The organism is Rhodococcus sp. JVH1 (assembly GCF_000280725.2).
Taxonomy (GTDB): Bacteria; Actinomycetota; Actinomycetes; order Mycobacteriales; family Mycobacteriaceae; genus Rhodococcus_F; species Rhodococcus_F jostii_A.
In genome coordinates, this window is record NZ_CP166289.1 from 3234914 (window position 1) to 3251620 (window position 16707).

The 16707-nt window shown below is 68.2% G+C and carries 18 protein-coding genes; 8 read left to right on the forward strand and 10 right to left on the reverse strand.

Annotated features, from left to right (window positions below; translation table 11 throughout):
- Nucleotides 1–88 precede the first annotated feature (88 nt).
- Nucleotides 89–2053 carry an acetate--CoA ligase gene (acs, locus tag JVH1_RS14770; protein ID WP_009477383.1) on the forward strand — a complete coding sequence of 655 codons (1965 nt, stop codon included), beginning with the start codon at nt 89–91 and terminating at the stop codon, nt 2051–2053.
- Between the two features lie 51 nt (nt 2054–2104).
- Here the strand turns inward: acs and JVH1_RS14775 are convergent, their stop codons facing one another.
- The 3 genes from JVH1_RS14775 to JVH1_RS14785 form a co-directional block, all read right to left on the reverse strand.
- Nucleotides 2105–2626 carry an adenylate/guanylate cyclase domain-containing protein gene (locus JVH1_RS14775; RefSeq protein ID WP_237735239.1) on the reverse strand — a complete coding sequence of 174 codons (522 nt, stop codon included), beginning with the start codon at nt 2624–2626 and terminating at the stop codon, nt 2105–2107.
- A complete protein-coding gene (locus JVH1_RS14780; protein WP_237735238.1) occupies nt 2526–3947 on the reverse strand; it encodes a DUF5939 domain-containing protein in 1422 nt (473 codons plus the stop codon). Before JVH1_RS14780 ends, JVH1_RS14775 begins: the two co-directional genes overlap by 101 nt.
- 73 nt (nt 3948–4020) lie before the next feature.
- Nucleotides 4021–5406, reverse strand: a complete 1386-nt coding sequence (locus JVH1_RS14785; protein ID WP_009477380.1) for an MFS transporter — start codon at nt 5404–5406, stop codon at nt 4021–4023.
- Nucleotides 5407–5582: 176 nt separating this feature from the next.
- Here JVH1_RS14785 and nhaA point away from each other — a divergent pair, with 176 nt between their 5' ends.
- Genes nhaA through JVH1_RS14800 form a run of 3 tightly spaced genes read left to right on the forward strand, consistent with a single transcriptional unit; the run spans nt 5583 to nt 8287 of the window.
- Nucleotides 5583–6818: a Na+/H+ antiporter NhaA gene (nhaA, locus tag JVH1_RS14790; RefSeq protein WP_009477379.1), complete on the forward strand. Its 1236-nt coding sequence runs from the start codon at nt 5583–5585 to the stop codon at nt 6816–6818.
- The gene (locus JVH1_RS14795; protein ID WP_009477378.1) at nt 6815–7339 is read left to right on the forward strand and encodes a phage holin family protein; all 525 of its coding nucleotides are present in this window, start codon (nt 6815–6817) and stop codon (nt 7337–7339) included. The genes nhaA and JVH1_RS14795 overlap by 4 nt, the downstream gene beginning before the upstream one ends.
- Nucleotides 7340–7348: 9 nt before the next feature.
- Nucleotides 7349–8287 carry an alpha/beta fold hydrolase gene (locus JVH1_RS14800; RefSeq protein WP_009477377.1) on the forward strand — a complete coding sequence of 313 codons (939 nt, stop codon included), beginning with the start codon at nt 7349–7351 and terminating at the stop codon, nt 8285–8287.
- Nucleotides 8288–8294: 7 nt separating this feature from the next.
- On the opposite strand, the gene marP is transcribed toward JVH1_RS14800, so the two are convergent.
- Genes marP through nth form a run of 4 tightly spaced genes read right to left on the reverse strand, consistent with a single transcriptional unit; the run spans nt 8295 to nt 11760 of the window.
- Nucleotides 8295–9485: an acid resistance serine protease MarP gene (gene marP / locus JVH1_RS14805; protein WP_009477376.1), complete on the reverse strand. Its 1191-nt coding sequence runs from the start codon at nt 9483–9485 to the stop codon at nt 8295–8297.
- The gene (locus tag JVH1_RS14810; RefSeq protein ID WP_005256094.1) at nt 9482–10243 is read right to left on the reverse strand and encodes a CoA pyrophosphatase; all 762 of its coding nucleotides are present in this window, start codon (nt 10241–10243) and stop codon (nt 9482–9484) included. The genes marP and JVH1_RS14810 overlap by 4 nt, the downstream gene beginning before the upstream one ends.
- Nucleotides 10240–10902, reverse strand: coding sequence for a TlpA disulfide reductase family protein (locus JVH1_RS14815; RefSeq protein WP_011596763.1), 663 nt, complete (start codon nt 10900–10902; stop codon nt 10240–10242). The genes JVH1_RS14810 and JVH1_RS14815 overlap by 4 nt, the downstream gene beginning before the upstream one ends.
- A gap of 12 nt (nt 10903–10914) precedes the next feature.
- Nucleotides 10915–11760 carry an endonuclease III gene (gene nth / locus JVH1_RS14820; RefSeq protein ID WP_051033746.1) on the reverse strand — a complete coding sequence of 282 codons (846 nt, stop codon included), beginning with the start codon at nt 11758–11760 and terminating at the stop codon, nt 10915–10917.
- Between the two features lie 21 nt (nt 11761–11781).
- Here nth and JVH1_RS14825 point away from each other — a divergent pair, with 21 nt between their 5' ends.
- On the forward strand, nt 11782–12054 hold the full coding sequence (locus JVH1_RS14825; RefSeq protein WP_005248489.1) for a hypothetical protein: 273 nt from the start codon (nt 11782–11784) through the stop codon (nt 12052–12054).
- Between the two features lie 219 nt (nt 12055–12273).
- Entirely contained in the window at nt 12274–12948 is a 675-nt protein-coding gene (locus JVH1_RS14830) for a Crp/Fnr family transcriptional regulator (RefSeq protein WP_005256089.1), read from the forward strand.
- 64 nt (nt 12949–13012) lie between these two features.
- Here JVH1_RS14830 and JVH1_RS14835 read toward each other — a convergent pair whose 3' ends face one another.
- The 3 genes from JVH1_RS14835 to JVH1_RS14845 are packed head-to-tail and all read right to left on the reverse strand — an operon-like array spanning nt 13013 to nt 14455.
- Complete coding sequence (locus tag JVH1_RS14835) at nt 13013–13804, reverse strand: MBL fold metallo-hydrolase (RefSeq protein ID WP_009477372.1); 792 nt, start codon at nt 13802–13804, stop codon at nt 13013–13015.
- A 4-nt stretch (nt 13805–13808) separates the two neighbouring features.
- Nucleotides 13809–14285, reverse strand: a complete 477-nt coding sequence (locus JVH1_RS14840; RefSeq protein ID WP_009477371.1) for a RidA family protein — start codon at nt 14283–14285, stop codon at nt 13809–13811.
- A gap of 5 nt (nt 14286–14290) precedes the next feature.
- On the reverse strand, nt 14291–14455 hold the full coding sequence (locus tag JVH1_RS14845) for a DUF4177 domain-containing protein (RefSeq protein ID WP_005248493.1): 165 nt from the start codon (nt 14453–14455) through the stop codon (nt 14291–14293).
- Nucleotides 14456–14510: 55 nt separating this feature from the next.
- Between JVH1_RS14845 and JVH1_RS14850 the strand changes: the two genes are divergently transcribed.
- Nucleotides 14511–15527, forward strand: a complete 1017-nt coding sequence (locus JVH1_RS14850; protein WP_043780605.1) for an ArsA-related P-loop ATPase — start codon at nt 14511–14513, stop codon at nt 15525–15527.
- The gene (locus JVH1_RS14855) at nt 15524–16663 is read left to right on the forward strand and encodes an ArsA family ATPase (RefSeq protein WP_011596758.1); all 1140 of its coding nucleotides are present in this window, start codon (nt 15524–15526) and stop codon (nt 16661–16663) included. Before JVH1_RS14850 ends, JVH1_RS14855 begins: the two co-directional genes overlap by 4 nt.
- Nucleotides 16664–16707 lie beyond the last annotated feature (44 nt).

The following is a 16707-nucleotide window of genomic DNA, read 5'->3' on the forward strand; positions in this document are numbered from 1 at the left end:
GTGCAACGGTGCGCTCGGGAGACCATGTGACTACCCTCACACGTGCTAGAAGTGCCGAATTCGAGACTGGAAAGAAGGCCGGGCCACAATGACCAGTGCAGCACAGGCGAGCGGAGCGACGGAGAAGTCGGAACATTCTGATTCCGTCCCGCAGGTGTATCCCCCGAGCCCCGAGTTCACCGCCACGGCGAACGCCGGCCCCGACCTCCAGGCTGCCGCCGACGAAGACCGCCTCGCGTTCTGGGCGAAGCAGGCCGAGCGCCTGCACTGGCACGCCCCCTTCTCCGAGGTCCTCGACTGGTCCGACGCCCCCGTCGCGAAGTGGTTCGTGAACGGACGGCTCAACGTCGCCTACAACTGCGTCGACCGCCACGTGATCGCCGGCAACGGCGACCGCGTCGCCATCCACTTCGAGGGCGAACCGGGCGACACCCGCGACCTGACCTACAACGACCTGCTCGCCGAAGTCAGCAAGGCCGCCAACACCTTCACCGACCTCGGACTCGTCGCCGGCGACCGCGTCGCGATCTACATGCCGATGATCCCCGAGGCCATCGTCACCATGCTCGCCTGCGCCCGCCTCGGCCTGACCCACTCGGTGGTGTTCGCCGGCTTCTCCGCCAGCGCCCTGCGCTCACGCATCGACGACGCCGAAGCCAAGCTCGTCGTCACCGTCGACGGACAGTGGCGCCGCGGCCAGGCCGCACCCCTCAAGCCCGCCGTCGACGAGGCCGTCAACGGCGCCGAGTCCGTCAAGCACGTGCTCGTCGTCAAGCGCACCGGCATCGACGTCGACACCACCGAGGGCCGTGACCTGTGGTGGCACGAGACCGTCGAGAAGGCGGAGGGCACCCATCAGGCGCAGCCGTTCGACTCCGAGCACCCGCTGTTCATCCTGTACACCTCCGGCACCACCGGAAAGCCCAAGGGCATCATCCACACCTCCGGCGGCTACCTCACCCAGGCGTCGTACACCCACCACAACGTCTTCGACCACAAGGCCGGTCAAGACGTGTACTGGTGCACCGCCGACATCGGCTGGGTCACCGGCCACAGCTACATCGTCTACGGGCCACTGAGCAACGGTGTCACCCAGGTGGTCTACGAGGGCACCCCGAACTCCCCCGACGAGCACCGCCACTTCCAGATCATCGAGAAGTACGGCGTCAGCATCTACTACACCGCACCCACCCTGGTGCGCACGTTCATGAAGTGGGGTCGCGACATTCCCGACGCCCACGACCTGACCTCGATCCGGCTCCTCGGCTCGGTCGGCGAACCGATCAACCCCGAGGCCTGGAAGTGGTTCCGCGAGGTGATCGGCGGAAACAAAGCCCCGATCGTCGACACCTGGTGGCAGACCGAGACCGGCGCGATCATGATCTCCCCGCTCCCCGGGATCACCGCCACCAAACCCGGATCGGCGATGGCACCCCTGCCCGGTATCTCCGCGAAGATCGTCGACGACGACGCCAACGAACTCGGCGCCGGCGGCTCCGGCTACCTCGTGCTCGACAAGCCGTGGCCGGCGATGCTCCGCGGCATCTGGGGCGACATGGACCGCTACCGCGAAACCTACTGGTCCCGCTACCCCGAGCAGGGCTGGTACTTCGCCGGCGACGGCGCCAAGTACGACGAGGACGGCGCCCTGTGGGTCCTCGGCCGCGTCGACGACGTCATGAACGTCTCCGGACACCGCATCTCCACCTCCGAGGTCGAATCCGCCCTCGTCGGACACCACGGTGTCGCCGAGGCCGCCGTCGTCGGCGCCGCGGACGAGACCACCGGCCAGGGCATCGTCGCGTTCGTCATCCTCCGCGAGGGCGTCGAGAACACCGGCGACACCCTCATCGCCGAACTCAAGGCCGAAGTGTCCCGGGAGATCAGCCCGATCGCCAAGCCCCGCCAGATCACGATCGTCCCCGAACTCCCCAAGACGCGCTCCGGCAAGATCATGCGTCGCCTGCTCAAGGACATCGCCGAAGGCCGCGACCTCGGCGACACCTCCACGCTCGTCGACCCCAAGGTCTTCGACGCGATCCGCGGCAAGTAGGGCGCTCCGCGCCCCGTGAGTGGTTGACGAGTCCCTGCACGCCTCAACCACTCACGGGCGGCGAAGCCGCCACAGCGTCTGCTCCTCGCCGATACCCTTCAGACCGGTCGTGAAGACGTTGCACCCGTAGTCCGATTCCGCCAGCAGCGGCGCCACCTCCGGGTCGTCGTGAACGGCCCGGGACAGGACGATGTCGCCGCCCGCCGCACAACCCTGCACCCGCGCCGCCAAGTTGACGGTCGCGCCGAAGTAGTCGATCCGGCCGTCGTTGTCGATCATCACGGCGGGCCCCTGATGCAGCCCGACCTTCAACGCCACCGAGTCGTCGTCGCCGAGGTGCCCGCGACGGAAGTTGTCCCAGCCGGACTGCATCGTCGACGCCGCCGACCAGGCCTCCCTCGCATCGGCGAACGTCGCCATGACCGCGTCGCCCATTTGCTTCACGACACCGCCGTTCTCGCGCACCACGGCGTCACGCAGGTAGCGGAAATGGCTCTGCACGAACGCGAACGCCCGGACGTCCCCGATGCGCTCGTACAGGGCGGTCGAACCGCTCAGATCCGTGAACAGCACCGCCAGGTTCGCTATCCCGATCTCGTCGCCGGGCGCGCTCGTCACGTCGCTCGACGGTTTCCACCCCCTGATCCGGGAACAGGTCCTGGAAACCGTCGAGCGACGTGACGAGCGCGCCGGTCGCCGCGGCGTCCTTCCACCGCTCCCGCTCGACCACCACCAGCGCTTCGCCGGGGAGCCGGTTGTCGACCTCCAGCCGTAAAGCGCCGTCGGTGTCGGGCGAACCATGCACCCGGAGTTCGCCGGGCCCGCACTCGACCCGCAGCGTTCCACCGGCAGGGCCGACCTCGCAGGCCACCGGGGTGCCCACCTGATAGCACCGGAGCCGCAGCCACCCCGGGTCGACTTCGAGCCGCTCGGACCGCTGCTCGCCCGGCTCGAGCCGCAGCTGCGCCACCGCCGACGGGGAATTCGCCGGACCACCGATGCAGTACCGGGCCCGCTCGGCCCGGCGCACGGCCGGGTTGACGTCGAAGCGGATCTCCACCGACCGTGCCAGGTCGGTGTCGAAGGCGATGTCGCACGTGTCGCAGTGGACGCGGCTCGCCAGCTGTCGAATCCGACCGGCGTCCTCGCGGACCGTCCGGCAGACCGGGCACAGCACGCTCCAGCTCAGGTCCAGCAGTCCGCAGTCCGCGGCGTGGAGGAAGACGTACAGCAGTTGCATCCGATCGATCCCCCAGCGGTCCGCCAGCTCGAACGGCCGCATGCCCGTCACCTCCAGGTCGGACGCGGTCCGCAGGTGGGATTCCAAGCGCCCGATCAGGTTCGGGTCATCGTGCGATCGAGACAGCTGTGCCGTGCGGAGTTCCAGTCGGCCGGCGTCGAGTTGCTCCGGCGGCGGCAGGGCGGGCACGGCATGCGTGTGCGGGTCGCGGATGTGGAGTTCTAACGCCCGCGCGAGCGCCACCGTCTTCCGGATGCCCGTGCGGGCCAGCAGGGTTCGTGCCGCAATCGCCCCGAACCAGGTCCGCGGGACGATCCGGGCGAACACCTCGACCTCGGTCTCGTCGGCGGCCGGGCGAAGCCGGACACCCGTGGAGACCTCCGCGAGCGGACCGCGGGAGAAGCGGCGAAGGACCTGGTAGAAGCGGCCCTCGATCCACTCGAACGGGAATTCCTCGTACCGCACCCGCCGCCCGTACGAACGGGTCTCCGCCGAATAATGACCCTTGCGCCGACGGTCCAGCATCGGAGCGAAGTGCACCGGCGACAGATCGATGTTGCGGTTGAGCCGATCGGTATCGGCGAGGAACGACCACAGATCCTGCTTCGGCAGCCGGATCCGGGCCGTCCTGGACAGCAGCACGGCTTTCGCCATGCAAGAACTATAGGCCGCTGCGCGGCCCGTGCGTGGTTGACGAGTCCCTGGACTCGTCAACCACGCACGGGGGCTACGCCCCTACGTCGTCGAGCGACTGGTCGCGCGTCTCGCGCATGAGGAGCAGCGCGACGAACGTGAGCGCGGCGGCGATCAGCAGGTAGATGCCGACCCAGCCGACGCCGTACGACGTGGCGAGCCAGGTGGCGATGAACGGCGCGACGGCGGCACCGAGGATGCTGGCGGTGTTGTAGGCGATCCCCGAGCCCGTGTAGCGCACGTTGGTCGGGAACAGCTCGGGCAGAACGGCGCTCATCGGCCCGAACGTCATGCCCATCAACAACATTCCGATGGCCAGGAATACGAGCATGCGGGCGTTGCCCATGCCTTCCTGGTTCAGCATCACACCGAACGTGAGCCCGAAGACCATGATGAGCCCGGTGATCGTGAGCAGCGTGATGCGGCGGCCGAAGCGGTCGGCCAGCCATCCGGAGACGGGGACGGCGGCCGCGAAGAACAGGACCGCGATCAGCTGGAGGACGAGGAAGTCGGTGTAGTGGAAGCCGGCTCCGGTGCCGCCCTGGGCGGGGGTCTTGCCGGTGCCGTAGCTGAGCACCCAGGTGGTCATGATGTAGAAGAGTGTGTAGGTGGCGAGCATGACGAACGTGCCGATGATCAGCTGACGCCAGCTGGTCTTGAACACCTCGGCCAGCGGGGTCTTCACCTTCTCGCCCCGCGCGACCGCGCGGGCGAACACGGGCGTCTCCTCGAGCTTCAGCCGCACGTACAGGCCGATCATCACCATGATCGCGCTGAGCAGGAACGGGATACGCCAGCCCCACGTCAGGAACGCGCCGTCCAGGTCGGGACTGCTGTTGTCGTGGTCCAGGAACAGCGTGATGATCAGGAACAGACCATTGGCGAGGAAGAACCCGATGGGTGCGCCGAGCTGCGGCCACATGGCGGCCCAGGCCCGCTTGCCCTTCTGCGCGGTCTCGGTCGCGAGCAACGCCGCGCCACTCCACTCACCGCCCAGTCCCAGACCCTGGCAGAAACGCATCAACGCCAGCAGGGCGGGCGCGACGAGGCCGATCTGGTGGTACGTCGGCAGCAGTCCGATCACGAACGTGGCGATGCCCATGGTGAGGAGTGAGCCGACAAGCGTCGTCTTGCGTCCGATGCGGTCGCCGAAGTGGCCGAACAGGATCGAGCCGAGCGGCCGGGCGACGAAGGCGAGACCGAACGTGGCAAGCGATGCCAGCAAGGCGGTGGTGCCGTTTCCCTTGGGGAAGAACAGGTGTGGGAACACCGACACGGCCGCGGTGGCATAGATGTAGAAGTCGTAGAACTCGATGGATGTTCCCACCATGCTCGCGACGACGATCCGGCTTCTGGGTACGCCGGCGACGGTGGCCCCGCCGTCCGGATCTGGCTTCGACGTATCGACGGCACTGCTCACTCGACTTACTCCTGCACGATGCTATTTCAACTATTGGGACGAGAGTCCATTTCTTAGGAATTGAACACCTCGTGTCTTTCGCTTGGCAAATTGGATAAGCTCTTCTCGGTGCGCCGGGAAGTCTGGTCGGCAGAGCATTTGCCGTACCCGGACCACATCGAAAGCGAGCGTCCCCGGTGACCCAGCCTCTCCGCTCCGAACTCTCCCGCTACCTCCGCACCGAGACGGTCGGCGGTTCGATCCTGCTGATCGCCGCGGCGATCGCCCTCGTGTGGGCGAACTCCCCCGTCTCGGATTCGTACTTCGCACTGCGCGACTGGCAGATCGGCCCGCAGGCGCTCCACCTGAACCTGACGGTCGGGACGTGGGCGCAGGACGGGCTGCTGGCGGTCTTCTTCTTCGTCGCCGGCCTCGAACTGAAGCGGGAACTGGTGGTGGGCGAACTCGCCGACCGCAAACGCGCCCTCCTCCCGATCATCGCCGCCTGCGGCGGTGTGGTGGTGCCCGCGATCATCGCCGCGACGATCGGCGCCGGCACTCCCGGCATGGACCGGGGCTGGGCGATCCCGGTCGCCACCGACATCGCGTTCGCACTGGGAGTGCTGGCGCTGACCGGGTCTCGCATCCCGACGAGCGCCCGCGTGTTCCTGCTCAGCCTGGCCGTCGTCGACGACCTCCTCGCGATCGTGCTCATCGCGGTCCTGTTCACCAGCTCGATCGCCCTGCTGTGGCTTCTGGGCGCCATCGTGTGCCTGGCCGTCTACGCGTTCGCCCAGCACCGGCGCATCACCACCCCACTGCTCTACGTTCCACTCGCACTGCTGACCTGGTACTGCATGCACGACGCCGGAATCCACGCCACCCTCGCCGGTGTCGCTCTCGGCCTCCTCACCCGCGTCCGGCGCGACCCCGGCGAGCGCGAATCCCCGGCCTCCCGCCTCGAGCACCGCATCCAGCCGCTGTCGGCGGGCGTCTGCGTCCCGGTGTTCGCCCTGTTCGCGTCCGGCGTGGCCCTGAGCAGCGAGCTCCTCGGGCAGCTGTTCACCAACCCCATCTCGCAGTCCGTGATCGCGGGGCTCCTCGTCGGCAAGACCGTCGGCATCTTCGGCATCTCCTGGCTCGCGATCCGCCTGGGTATCGCGAAGAAGCCGCGAGCACTGGGGTTCCGGGACATGTTTGCCCTCTCAGTGCTCGGTGCGATCGGGTTCACCGTTAGCCTTCTCGTAGCGGATCTCGCGCTTGCGGGAATCGGTGACGGCAGCGAGGCCGAGATAGCTAAGGTCGCGGTGCTCGTGACATCGTTGACAGCGTCGCTGATCGGATCAGCGTTACTGTGGCGACGCGGTCGGGCCCATGCGGCCCGGAAGGATGACTCGGACGTGCAAGAGCTACCTGGAGGGGTCGACAAGTGAGCATCACTCACGGCAAGGGAGACAGCCCGCGATACACGGGAGACGGGGTGCCGAACACGGTGTCGTCGATCCCGCTCACGGACGTGGACGCTCAGACACCCGGCGAGGCGAGCCTCGGCACGCTGGTCAAGCATGCGACCGCACAGGTGTCCACCCTGTTCCGGGCCGAGGTCGAGCTCGCCAAGGCCGAGGTCACCGGTGAGGTCAAGAAGGGCCTGCAGGGCAGCCTGTTCTTCATCCTCGCGTTCACCGTGCTGCTGTTCAGCTCGTTTTTCTTCTTCTTCTTCCTCGCCGAACTCCTCGACGTGTGGATCGCCCGCTGGCTGGCGTTCCTGATCGTCTTCCTGATCATGGTCGTGGTGACGGCGCTCCTCGCGCTGCTCGGTTATCTGCGGGTACGCAAACTCCGCGCGCCCGAGAAGACCATCGACTCCCTGAAGCAGGCCAAGACGGTCCTTCCGACGTCGTATTCGGACGCGGAAGCCCATCTCGCGTCGTCCAGCGGACGTCACGCGCGGTAACTCGCTCCTGTGGCATCACCCGATCCGTCTACCGTCCGTTTCGACGGCCCCTGGATTCATCGCGACATCCACGCCAACGGAATCCGCTTCCACACCGTCGAGGTCGGCGCATCCGCACCGGATGCGCCGCTCGTCGTCCTGCTGCACGGATTCGCGGACTTCTGGTGGTCGTGGCGCCATCAGCTGACCGCGATGTCCGCGGAGGGATATCGGGCTGTCGCCGTCGACCTCCGCGGCTACGGCGATTCCGACAAACCGCCGCGCGGCTACGACGGGTGGACGCTGGCCGGCGACATCGCCGGTCTGATCCGCGCCATGGGTTACGGCGAGGCCACCCTCGTCGGGCACGCCGACGGCGGACTCGTCTGCTGGGCGACGGCCGTCCTCCACGCTCGCCTCGTCCGGTCGATCGCACTGGTCAGCTCGCCGCATCCCGTCGCGCTCAAGCAGGCCGTCCTCCACGACCGCTACCAGCGCAAGGCCCTGCTGCCCTCGTTCGTCTCCTGCCAGGTGCCGTGGCGTCCCGAACGTCGCCTCACCCGGGACAACGGATCGGAGGTCGAACGGTTGATCCGTGAGCGCTCCGGCCCCGCCTGGTCGGAGAACCCGGAGTTCGACGTCGTGATGTCACGGATGCGCTCGGCGATCCAGATTCCCGGGACCGCGCACTGCACCCTGGAGTACCAGCGGTGGGCGTTCCGCAGCCAGTTCCGTCCGGACGGCAGCCGGTTCATGGCGTCGATGGATCAGACGCTGCGGATCCCGGTGCTGCACCTCCACGGCGACCTCGACCCGTACGTGCTCGCGGACACCGTGCGCCGCAGCCACCGCTTCGCGCCCACCCAGCAGATGCAGACGGTGACCGGTGTCGGCCACTACGCGCACTGGGAAGCCCCGGAACGCGTCAACGCCGCCCTGCTGGACCTCGTCGCACCCCGCACGGTCTGACCGGCCGTCAGAGGATGCACGCCCCGGTGTCCACGGCGACGGACGCCCCGGACGCCGCCTGCAGCTGACGCGACACCTCGGCGGCGGTGAGCACGAACCCGGTGTCGCTGTTGTCGACGGCGGCGCCGAACACCACCCCGAGCACCCGGCCGTCGCTGTCGACGAGCGGGCCGCCCGAGTTGCCCTGCCGAATGGAACCGCGGACCGTGTACACCTCACGCTGAACCGTTCCCGCCCGGTAGATGTCGGGACCACTGAGGTCCAGGATCTCCCGGACACGCGCGGCGCTGGCCGTGTACGGCCCACCGCCCGGGTAGCCGAGCACCAGGGCGTTGTCGCCGGTCTGCGCCGGCTCGGGCGCGAAGTTCAGGACGGGGGCGTCCAGTCCGGGCACCTCGAGCACCGCGACGTCGGCGGACGGGTCGAACAGCACGACCTCGGCGTCCATCGGCCCGTTCGCGGTGTCGACGACGATGCCCGCCGTCCCCGCGACCACGTGGGCGTTGGTCATCACCCGGTCGGGGGCCACGACGAATCCGGACCCCTCGAGCGCCCGCTGGCAGCTCGGGGCCACACCCCGGATCCGCAGCACGCTCGATTGCAGCGAGGACGCGACGGGGCTCTGCAGGACGCTGGCGTCCGGCGGGTCGACGGTCGTGATGGGGGTGCGCCCGAACGGCCCGATGACGTCGGGAAGCCCGGACGTGTCGAGCAGGGCGGTGAACTCGGTGGGCAGTTGCCGCATCCAGGCGGGCGCGATGTTGTCGACCGTTTCGAGGACACTCGACCCGCGCACCGCCGCCGCCAGCTGAGGCTGGGACGAGGACGTGAGCGGGATCGCCAGCAGCCACGCCGCGACGAACACCGCGACGGCCTGCACGCAGGCGCCGATCACGCTGTCGACGGACCGCGCGACCGGACTGTGCATGCTTCCCCGCGCGGCCCGGCCGAGGACCATGCCCGCGACTTCGCCGACGATCACCAGCACCACGATCAGGGCGATACCGACCAGCACACGACCGCGGCCCTCGTCCACGTGCACCAGCACGTGCGGGGCGATCAGGATGCCCGCCACCGCACCGAGCACGACCCCGATGAAGGCCAGCACCGACGCCACCGCGCCCTGCCGCCAGCCCGACGTCGCGGCGACGAAGGCAATCAGCACGATCGCCAGGTCGATCCAGTGCGAGCCCGTCATCGCTCGGCCGCCGGCCGGCCGTGACCGTGGGTCAGATGGTCGTCGTCCAGATCGTTGTCGAGTTCGGCGAGGACGGTGTCGAGGTCGCGGATGTCGTGGCGGTCCCACTCCTGTTCCCAGCCGGAGACAGCGAACAGCGCGGCCAGGATGCCGGCCGTGAAACCCCACACGAGCATGCCGTCGACGGCGAACGCGGGCCCCTGGTATCCGGCCGGGTGACGCACCTGGAACCGGTTCCGCGGGTCGATCAGGGTGTGCACGGGCACCCGGGCGACACGTTCGGCCTCCGCGGGATCGACCACCCCGACTTCGCTGGGCTTCTCCCAGTACGCGAGGACGGGAGTGACGTCGAAACCGGACGGCGGGATGAAGATCTCCTCGAGCACGGCGAGCGGGCGGACACCGGACGGGTCGAGTCCCGTCTCCTCCTGCGCCTCGCGCAGAGCGGTGGCGATGGGCCCCTCGTCGCCGGGATCGCTGGCGCCGCCGGGGAATGCCACCTGGCCACTGTGCTGACGCATCGTGGACGCACGCTGCGTGAGCAGGATGTCGGCGTCGGCGGGCAGGCCTCCCGACATCAGCGGGTCCGCCTCGACGGGGCCGCCGAACAGCACGAGCACCGCCGCCTCACGGGTGGTTGCGCCGCGGGGTGCGCGACGATCGAGGACGGGGTTGATCTTGTGCGGGTCGGCCGGGGTCCGGTGCACGACCCGGCGCAGCCACGGCGGAACGGCGACACCGTCCACGGAGTTCGTCATGCCGCCACCCCCAGGTTCTGTTCGACGGCGTCCGCGATCTCGTCGACGCTGCGGAACGGCTGCGGCAGGACCTTGGCCACCGTGCCGTCGGGTCGGATCAGCACCGAGACGGGCAGGACGGGCGGGGCTCCGACCGCGGCGCGGACACGCCCGTCGGCGTCCTGCACACCGGGCAGGGTGACGGAGTAATCGACGAGCCGGGACAGCGCGCTGGCCTCGTTGGGATCGGTGTGCACCGTAAGCACGGTAACCGCGTCGCCTGCACGATCCGAAAACTGCTGCATATAGGGCAGCTCCTCGGCGCAGGGGCCGCACCAGTAGGCCCACAGGTTCAGCAGCGCCGGTTTACCACCGAGCGCGGCGGCCAGATCCACCTGGCTGCCGTCGCCCACGCATTCCAGCGTGATGCCGGACAGGACCGAACCCGGCGACGGCTCGGACGTGGCCGTCGCGGCCGGGCACGATGCCAGCCCCGCCTGCGTCCTCAGTGCCGCGAGCGCGTCGGGATCGGCGCTCACCGCTGTCGGCGTGCGACCACCCGAACCGAACCGATCCTGGTACGACGGCGTCTCCGCGTCGTCGCCCCGCGGCCAGATCGCGACGACGAGAGCCACCACGACCACGAGGGCGGCCAGACTCCACCGCGCTGCGCTAGACACTCGTATCTACCCTCACCTGCCGGCCAGACGCAGCAGATGCTCCGTCTCCGGTCCACGAACCAGTTCGGCGGCGACGTCCGGATCGATCGGACCGAGCCCGTACGACGGACAGTCCTTGGCGAGCACACACACCCCGCAGGCGGGCTTGCGGGCGTGGCAGACGCGCCTGCCGTGGAAGATCACCCGGTGCGAGAGCAGCGTCCAATCCTTGCGCTCGATCAGGGCGCCGATCGCGTGCTCGACCTTGACCGGGTCTTCCTCCTCGGTCCACTTCCAGCGTCGGACGAGCCTCCCGAAGTGGGTGTCGACGGTGATTCCGGGCACATCGAACGCGTTGCCGAGGATCACGTTGGCCGTCTTCCGGCCGATCCCGGGCAGCGTCACGAGGTCCTTCAGGTTGCCGGGGACCTCGCCGTCGAACCGTTCGAGCAGAGCCTGCCCGAGCCCGATCAGAGAATTCGTCTTGTTTCGGTAGAAACCCGTGGACCGGATGTACTCCTCGAGTTCGGTGCGTTCGGCCTCCGCGTACGCCTTGGCGTCGGGGTAGCGGGCGAACAGCGCCGGCGTCACCATGTTCACCCGCACGTCAGTGCACTGCGCGGAGAGGATGGTCGCGACGGCGAGGTCGAGTGGGGTGGTGAAGTCGAGCTCGCAGTAGACGTGCGGGAACGCCTCGGCGAGCCGCCGGTTCATTCTCCGGGCGCGCCGGACGAGTCCGAGCCGGGTTTCGTCCTGCTTCGCGGCCCGCGAACGGGTGCGTCCACGCACTTCGGAGCCGTCGCTGGGGGTCGCATGCACGGGATCAACTCTACGGATACCCGACCGATCCGAATTGCCGCTGTGTCGCTTCTGAGACATTTGCAGTGTTTACTTCCCGGTATGCAAGGTCTCGCTGTGGTCCTCTTCCCAGTGCTGCTGATGCTGTTTGCGCTGGCAATGGAGCGGGTGGAGTTCAGACTCCGCCGGCTCACGGTTCGTCAGCAAGAGGTGGAAGAGTTCCTCGACCAGGCAAGTCACGACGAAGTGGCCACCCTGGCCCACGAAGGTTTTCCCCACGCATTGGCACGCTTCCATCGACGGCGCAAGGGTCGGTCGGGCTTCGAATCCGACGACGCCGCCGTCACCGAAGTGGGCTCGCGGCGCGCCAGCTGAGCGCTGGGAAGCCCCCGAAACAGCACACCGCAGGCCGCTTCCCCCGGTTAACTTTTGCGACTTCCGTGGTATCGGTCACTCAGACCGAGCCGTCTCAACGTAGACTTCAGAGCCGTACCTGTTGCACAGCGACACGCCGCGGATCACCGGGGCATCGTCGACATGCAGCAAATCGCGCACAATATGCATACAGACGAACAATATTCCCAAGGAGCGCACGTGGACGACGTCCTGGCAAGAGCCGGCATCTTCCAAGGAGTCGAGCCCTCAGCGGTAGCGGCGCTGACCAAGCAGCTGCAGCCTGTCGACTTCCCCCGCGGACATGTCATCTTCAACGAAGGTGAGCCCGGTGACCGCCTGTACATCATCGTTTCGGGCAAGGTGAAGATCGGCCGCCGCTCGCCGGACGGCCGTGAGAACCTGCTGACGATCATGGGCCCGTCCGACATGTTCGGTGAGCTGTCCATCTTCGACCCGGGCCCGCGTACGTCCACCGCCACGACGGTCACCGAGGTCCGCGCGGTCAGCATGGACCGCGAAGCGCTCAAGGCGTGGATCGACCACCGCCCCGAGATCGCCGAACAGCTCCTGCGGGTGCTCGCGCGCCGTCTGCGTCGTACCAACAACAACCTGGCCGACCTCATCTTCACGGACGTCCCCGGTCGTGTCGCCAAGGCGCTGTTGCAGCTCGCGCAGCGGTTCGGCACCCAGGAGGCGGGCTCGCTCCGCGTCACGCACGACCTCACGCAGGAAGAGATCGCCCAGCTCGTCGGCGCTTCCCGTGAGACCGTCAACAAGGCGCTCGCCGACTTCGCGCACCGCGGATGGCTGCGCCTCGAAGGCAAGAGCGTGCTGATCTCCGACTCCGAGCGCCTGGCACGTCGCGCGCGGTAGTTCCCGCACCTACGACTGCGGCCACCCCCTCCTATCGAGGGGGTGGCCGCAGTCGTTTCAGTGGTTAGTCGTGGCTGCGCAGGTAGGCGAGCTGCACGTTGACGGACTTCTCCGCCACCGGCCACAACTTGGGGTCGACGTCGGAGTAGACGTGCTCGACCACCTCGCGGACGGTGGGCGTGCCCCCGAGTGCCTCGATCGCGGCCCGCACCTGGTCGAGTCGCTCCTCGCGATGATCGAGGTACTGCTGCGCGACGACGTTCAGTTCGGGCAGTTCGGGTCCGTGGCCGGGCATGACCCGGTGTCCGGTTCCGAGGTCCAGCAGGCGGCGTAGCGACGACACGTAGTCGCCGAGGTCGCCGTCCGTGTCGTCGAGCACGGTGGTGCCGCGGCCGAGGATCGTGTCGCCGGTGAGGACGGTGCCCTCGCCTTCGACGGTGAAGGACACCGAATCCTTCGTGTGCCCGGGCGTGGCGATCACCGTGAGGGTGAGTCCCGCGACGTCGATGGTTTCGCCGTCCACGAGGGTTTCGCCGCCGCCGCGGAGAAATTCGGGGTCCACCGAACGCACGGGCGCGCCGGTGAGTTCGAAGAACCGCTGCACTCCCCCGGTGTGGTCGAAATGACGGTGAGTGATCAGCGTCAGCGCGACCGGTCCGAGCGCCGCGACGCGGGCGAGATGCTCCTCGTCGGCGTCACCCGGGTCGACCACCACACACTCGTCCCGGCCCGGCGCACGCAGAATCCACGTGTTTGTTCCGTCGAGCGTCATCATGCCGGGATTGTTCTCGAGCATCACCGAGACGATCGGGGTGACCTCCCGCACCTGGGCGTAGGCCGGATGGGCAAGAGTCATGGCACTACGACTCCGGCTGCACTTCGGCGATCAGCTCCACCTCGACGGGGGCGCCGAGCGGCAATTCCGCGACGCCGACAGCCGAACGTGCGTGGGCACCCGCGTCGCCGAACACCTCGCCGAGAAATTCCGAAGCGCCGTTCACAACACCGGGCTGACCGGTGAATCCCTCGGCGGACGCGACGAATCCGACGACCTTCACGATCCGCACCACCGAGTCGATGCCCACGAGCGCGTCGACTGCCGCCAGCGCGTTGAGTGCGCACGCCCGGGCCGCGGCCTTGGCGTCTTCGTCCGACACGCCGGCGCCGAGCTTGCCCGCGATCGTCAGCTTGCCCTCGACGATCGGCAGCTGCCCCGACGTGTAGACGTAGTTGCCGGTGCGCACGGCGGGCACGTAGGCGGCCACCGGCGGAACGACGGAAGGCAGCGTGATGCCGAGTTCGGCGAGGCGGGCGGACCAGTTCTGTGTCTCTGCCACGGCCGTCAGCCCTTCGGACGCTTCAGGTACGCGACGTGCTGCTCACCGGTGGGCCCGGGCAGAACCGTCACCAGTTCCCAGCCGTCGGTGCCCCACTGGTCGAGGATCTGCTTGGTCGCATGTGTGAGCAGCGGAACGGTGGCGTACTCCCAGGAAGTCAATTCACTCATGCCGGTGAGCCTATCCCCCGCACATCCCGGCTCCCAGACTTATAGGCTCGACCCCGTGGTTGCATCCCCAGACCAGCTCACCCCGACGTGGCCCGAGAAGGCCGCGCAGGCCCGGCTGCACTTCGTCTCCGGAAAGGGCGGCACCGGAAAGTCCACGGTGGCCGCCGCGTTGGCTCTCGCGCTGGCCGAGGGTGGGCGTCGCGTGCTGCTGGTGGAAGTCGAGGGCAGGCAGGGGATCGCCCAGCTCTTCGACGTGCCCCCGCTGCCGCCGCAGGAGACGAAAGTCGCGGCCGCCGAGGGTGGCGGGGAGGTCATGGCCCTGGCCATCGACATCGAGACCGCCTTCCTCGAATACCTCGAGATGTTCTACAACCTCGGTTTCGCCGGCCGCGCGATGCGCAAGTTCGGCGCCATCGAGTTCGCGACCACCATCGCACCCGGGCTTCGGGACGTGCTGCTGACCGGCAAGATCAAGGAATGTGTCGTCCGCACCGACAAGTCCGGCAAGCGGGTGTACGACGCCGTCGTCGTCGACGCCCCGCCGACCGGGCGGATCGGCAACTTCCTCGACGTGACGAAGGCGATGGCGGACCTCGCGAAAGGCGGGCCGGTGCGTTCGCAGAGTGAGGGCGTGGTGCGCCTGCTGCACTCCGACGAGACCGTCGTCCACCTCGTGACGCTGCTCGAGGCGCTTCCGGTGCAGGAGACCACCGACGCCGCAGAGGAACTGGCCCGCGCCGACCTGCGGCTGGGCACCATCGTGGTCAACCGCACCAGCCCGCAGTTCCTGCCTGCCGAGACGCTGGCCGACGCCGCGAAGGGCCGCATCGACGCCGAGGTCATCCAGGCCGGACTGCAGAAGAGCGGGATCACCCTCGACGAACACGATTTCGCCGGTTTGCTCACCGAGACGATCGAGCACGCGTCGGTCCTCGAAGCACAGGAGGAGAGTGCCGGAGCACTCAGCGAAGTGGACGGGGCGCGACTGCATCTGCCGTCCCTCGCCGACGGTGTCGACCTGGGCGGGCTCTACGAACTCGCCGAATATCTGACGGAACAGGGTGTCCGATGACCCAGACAACTGAACACGAGCGTCGCCGCACCGCCTCCGCTCTCGATGTCGCGGGGATTCTGGAGAACAGGGCCACGCGGATCGTCGTGTGCTGTGGCGCCGGCGGCGTCGGCAAGACCACCACGGCCGCGTCGCTGGCACTGCGTGCGGCGGAGCAGGGGCGAAAGGTGGTCGTGCTGACCATCGACCCGGCGCGCCGGCTCGCGCAGGCGCTCGGCGTCGCGGAACTCGACAACACGCCGCAACCCGTGCAACTCGGACCGGACGCGACGGGCGAACTGCACGCCATGATGCTCAACATGCGTCGCACGTTCGACGAGATGGTGATCGAGCACTCCACACCGGAGAAGGCGGAGCAGATTCTCGCGAACCCCTTCTATCAGACCGTCGCCACCTCGTTCTCGGGAACGCAGGAGTACATGGCGATGGAGAAGCTGGGGCAGCTCGCCTCCAGCGACAAGTGGGACCTGGTGATCGTCGACACCCCGCCGTCCCGCAACGCCCTGGACTTCCTCGACGCGCCCCAGCGTCTGGGCGCATTCCTCGACGGTCGCATGATCCGGCTGCTCACCGCGCCGGGTCGAGGTCTCACCCGGCTCGTCACCGGTGCGATGGGCCTCGCCCTGCGCGGCGTCTCCACCATCGTGGGCAGTCAGATGCTGTCGGACGCCTCGAGTTTCGTGCAGTCACTGGACTCGATGTTCGGTGGTTTCCGGGAAAGAGCCACGCGCACTTACGAATTGCTCCGGCAGCCGGGCACGAAGTTCCTGGTGATCGCGGCGGCGGAGCCGGATGCACTGCGGGAGGCGGCGTTCTTCGTCGACCGGCTCGCGGGCGACGAGATGCCGCTCGCGGGCCTCGTCCTGAATCGGACGCACCCCACTCTCAGTTCCCTGTCGGCCGATCATGCGGTCACTGCCGCCGACCAACTCGGGGACCAAGACCCCCTCACCGCCGCTGTGCTGCGGATCCACGCCCATCGGGCGGTGATCGCCAAGCGTGAGGTCCAATTGCTGAGCCGGTTCACGGCCGCCCACCCTCGGGTGCCGATCGTCGGCGTGCCCTCGCTGCCGTTCGAGGTGTCGGACCTCGAGGCCTTGAGAGCGGTAGGTGACCAGCTCACCCGCACGAGCTGATCAGCTCGCTGCCGGAGAACCGGTCACCCGCCTGTGTCTTACCT

Excerpts from the sequence above, each read along its gene's own strand:
- JVH1_RS14810 (WP_005256094.1), bottom strand. The coding sequence starts at position 10,243 with ATGACGAACTCCGTGGACGGTGTCGCCGTTCCGCCGTGGCTGCGCCGG.
- marP (WP_009477376.1), bottom strand. The coding sequence starts at position 9,485 with ATGACGGGCTCGCACTGGATCGACCTGGCGATCGTGCTGATTGCCTTC.
- JVH1_RS14825 (WP_005248489.1), top strand. The coding sequence starts at position 11,782 with ATGCAAGGTCTCGCTGTGGTCCTCTTCCCAGTGCTGCTGATGCTGTTT.
- JVH1_RS14780 (WP_237735238.1), bottom strand. The coding sequence starts at position 3,947 with ATGGCGAAAGCCGTGCTGCTGTCCAGGACGGCCCGGATCCGGCTGCCG.
- acs (WP_009477383.1), top strand. The coding sequence starts at position 89 with ATGACCAGTGCAGCACAGGCGAGCGGAGCGACGGAGAAGTCGGAACAT.
- JVH1_RS14845 (WP_005248493.1), bottom strand. The coding sequence starts at position 14,455 with ATGAGTGAATTGACTTCCTGGGAGTACGCCACCGTTCCGCTGCTCACA.
- JVH1_RS14855 (WP_011596758.1), top strand. The coding sequence starts at position 15,524 with ATGACCCAGACAACTGAACACGAGCGTCGCCGCACCGCCTCCGCTCTC.
- nth (WP_051033746.1), bottom strand. The coding sequence starts at position 11,760 with ATGTCTCAGAAGCGACACAGCGGCAATTCGGATCGGTCGGGTATCCGT.
- JVH1_RS14835 (WP_009477372.1), bottom strand. The coding sequence starts at position 13,804 with ATGACTCTTGCCCATCCGGCCTACGCCCAGGTGCGGGAGGTCACCCCG.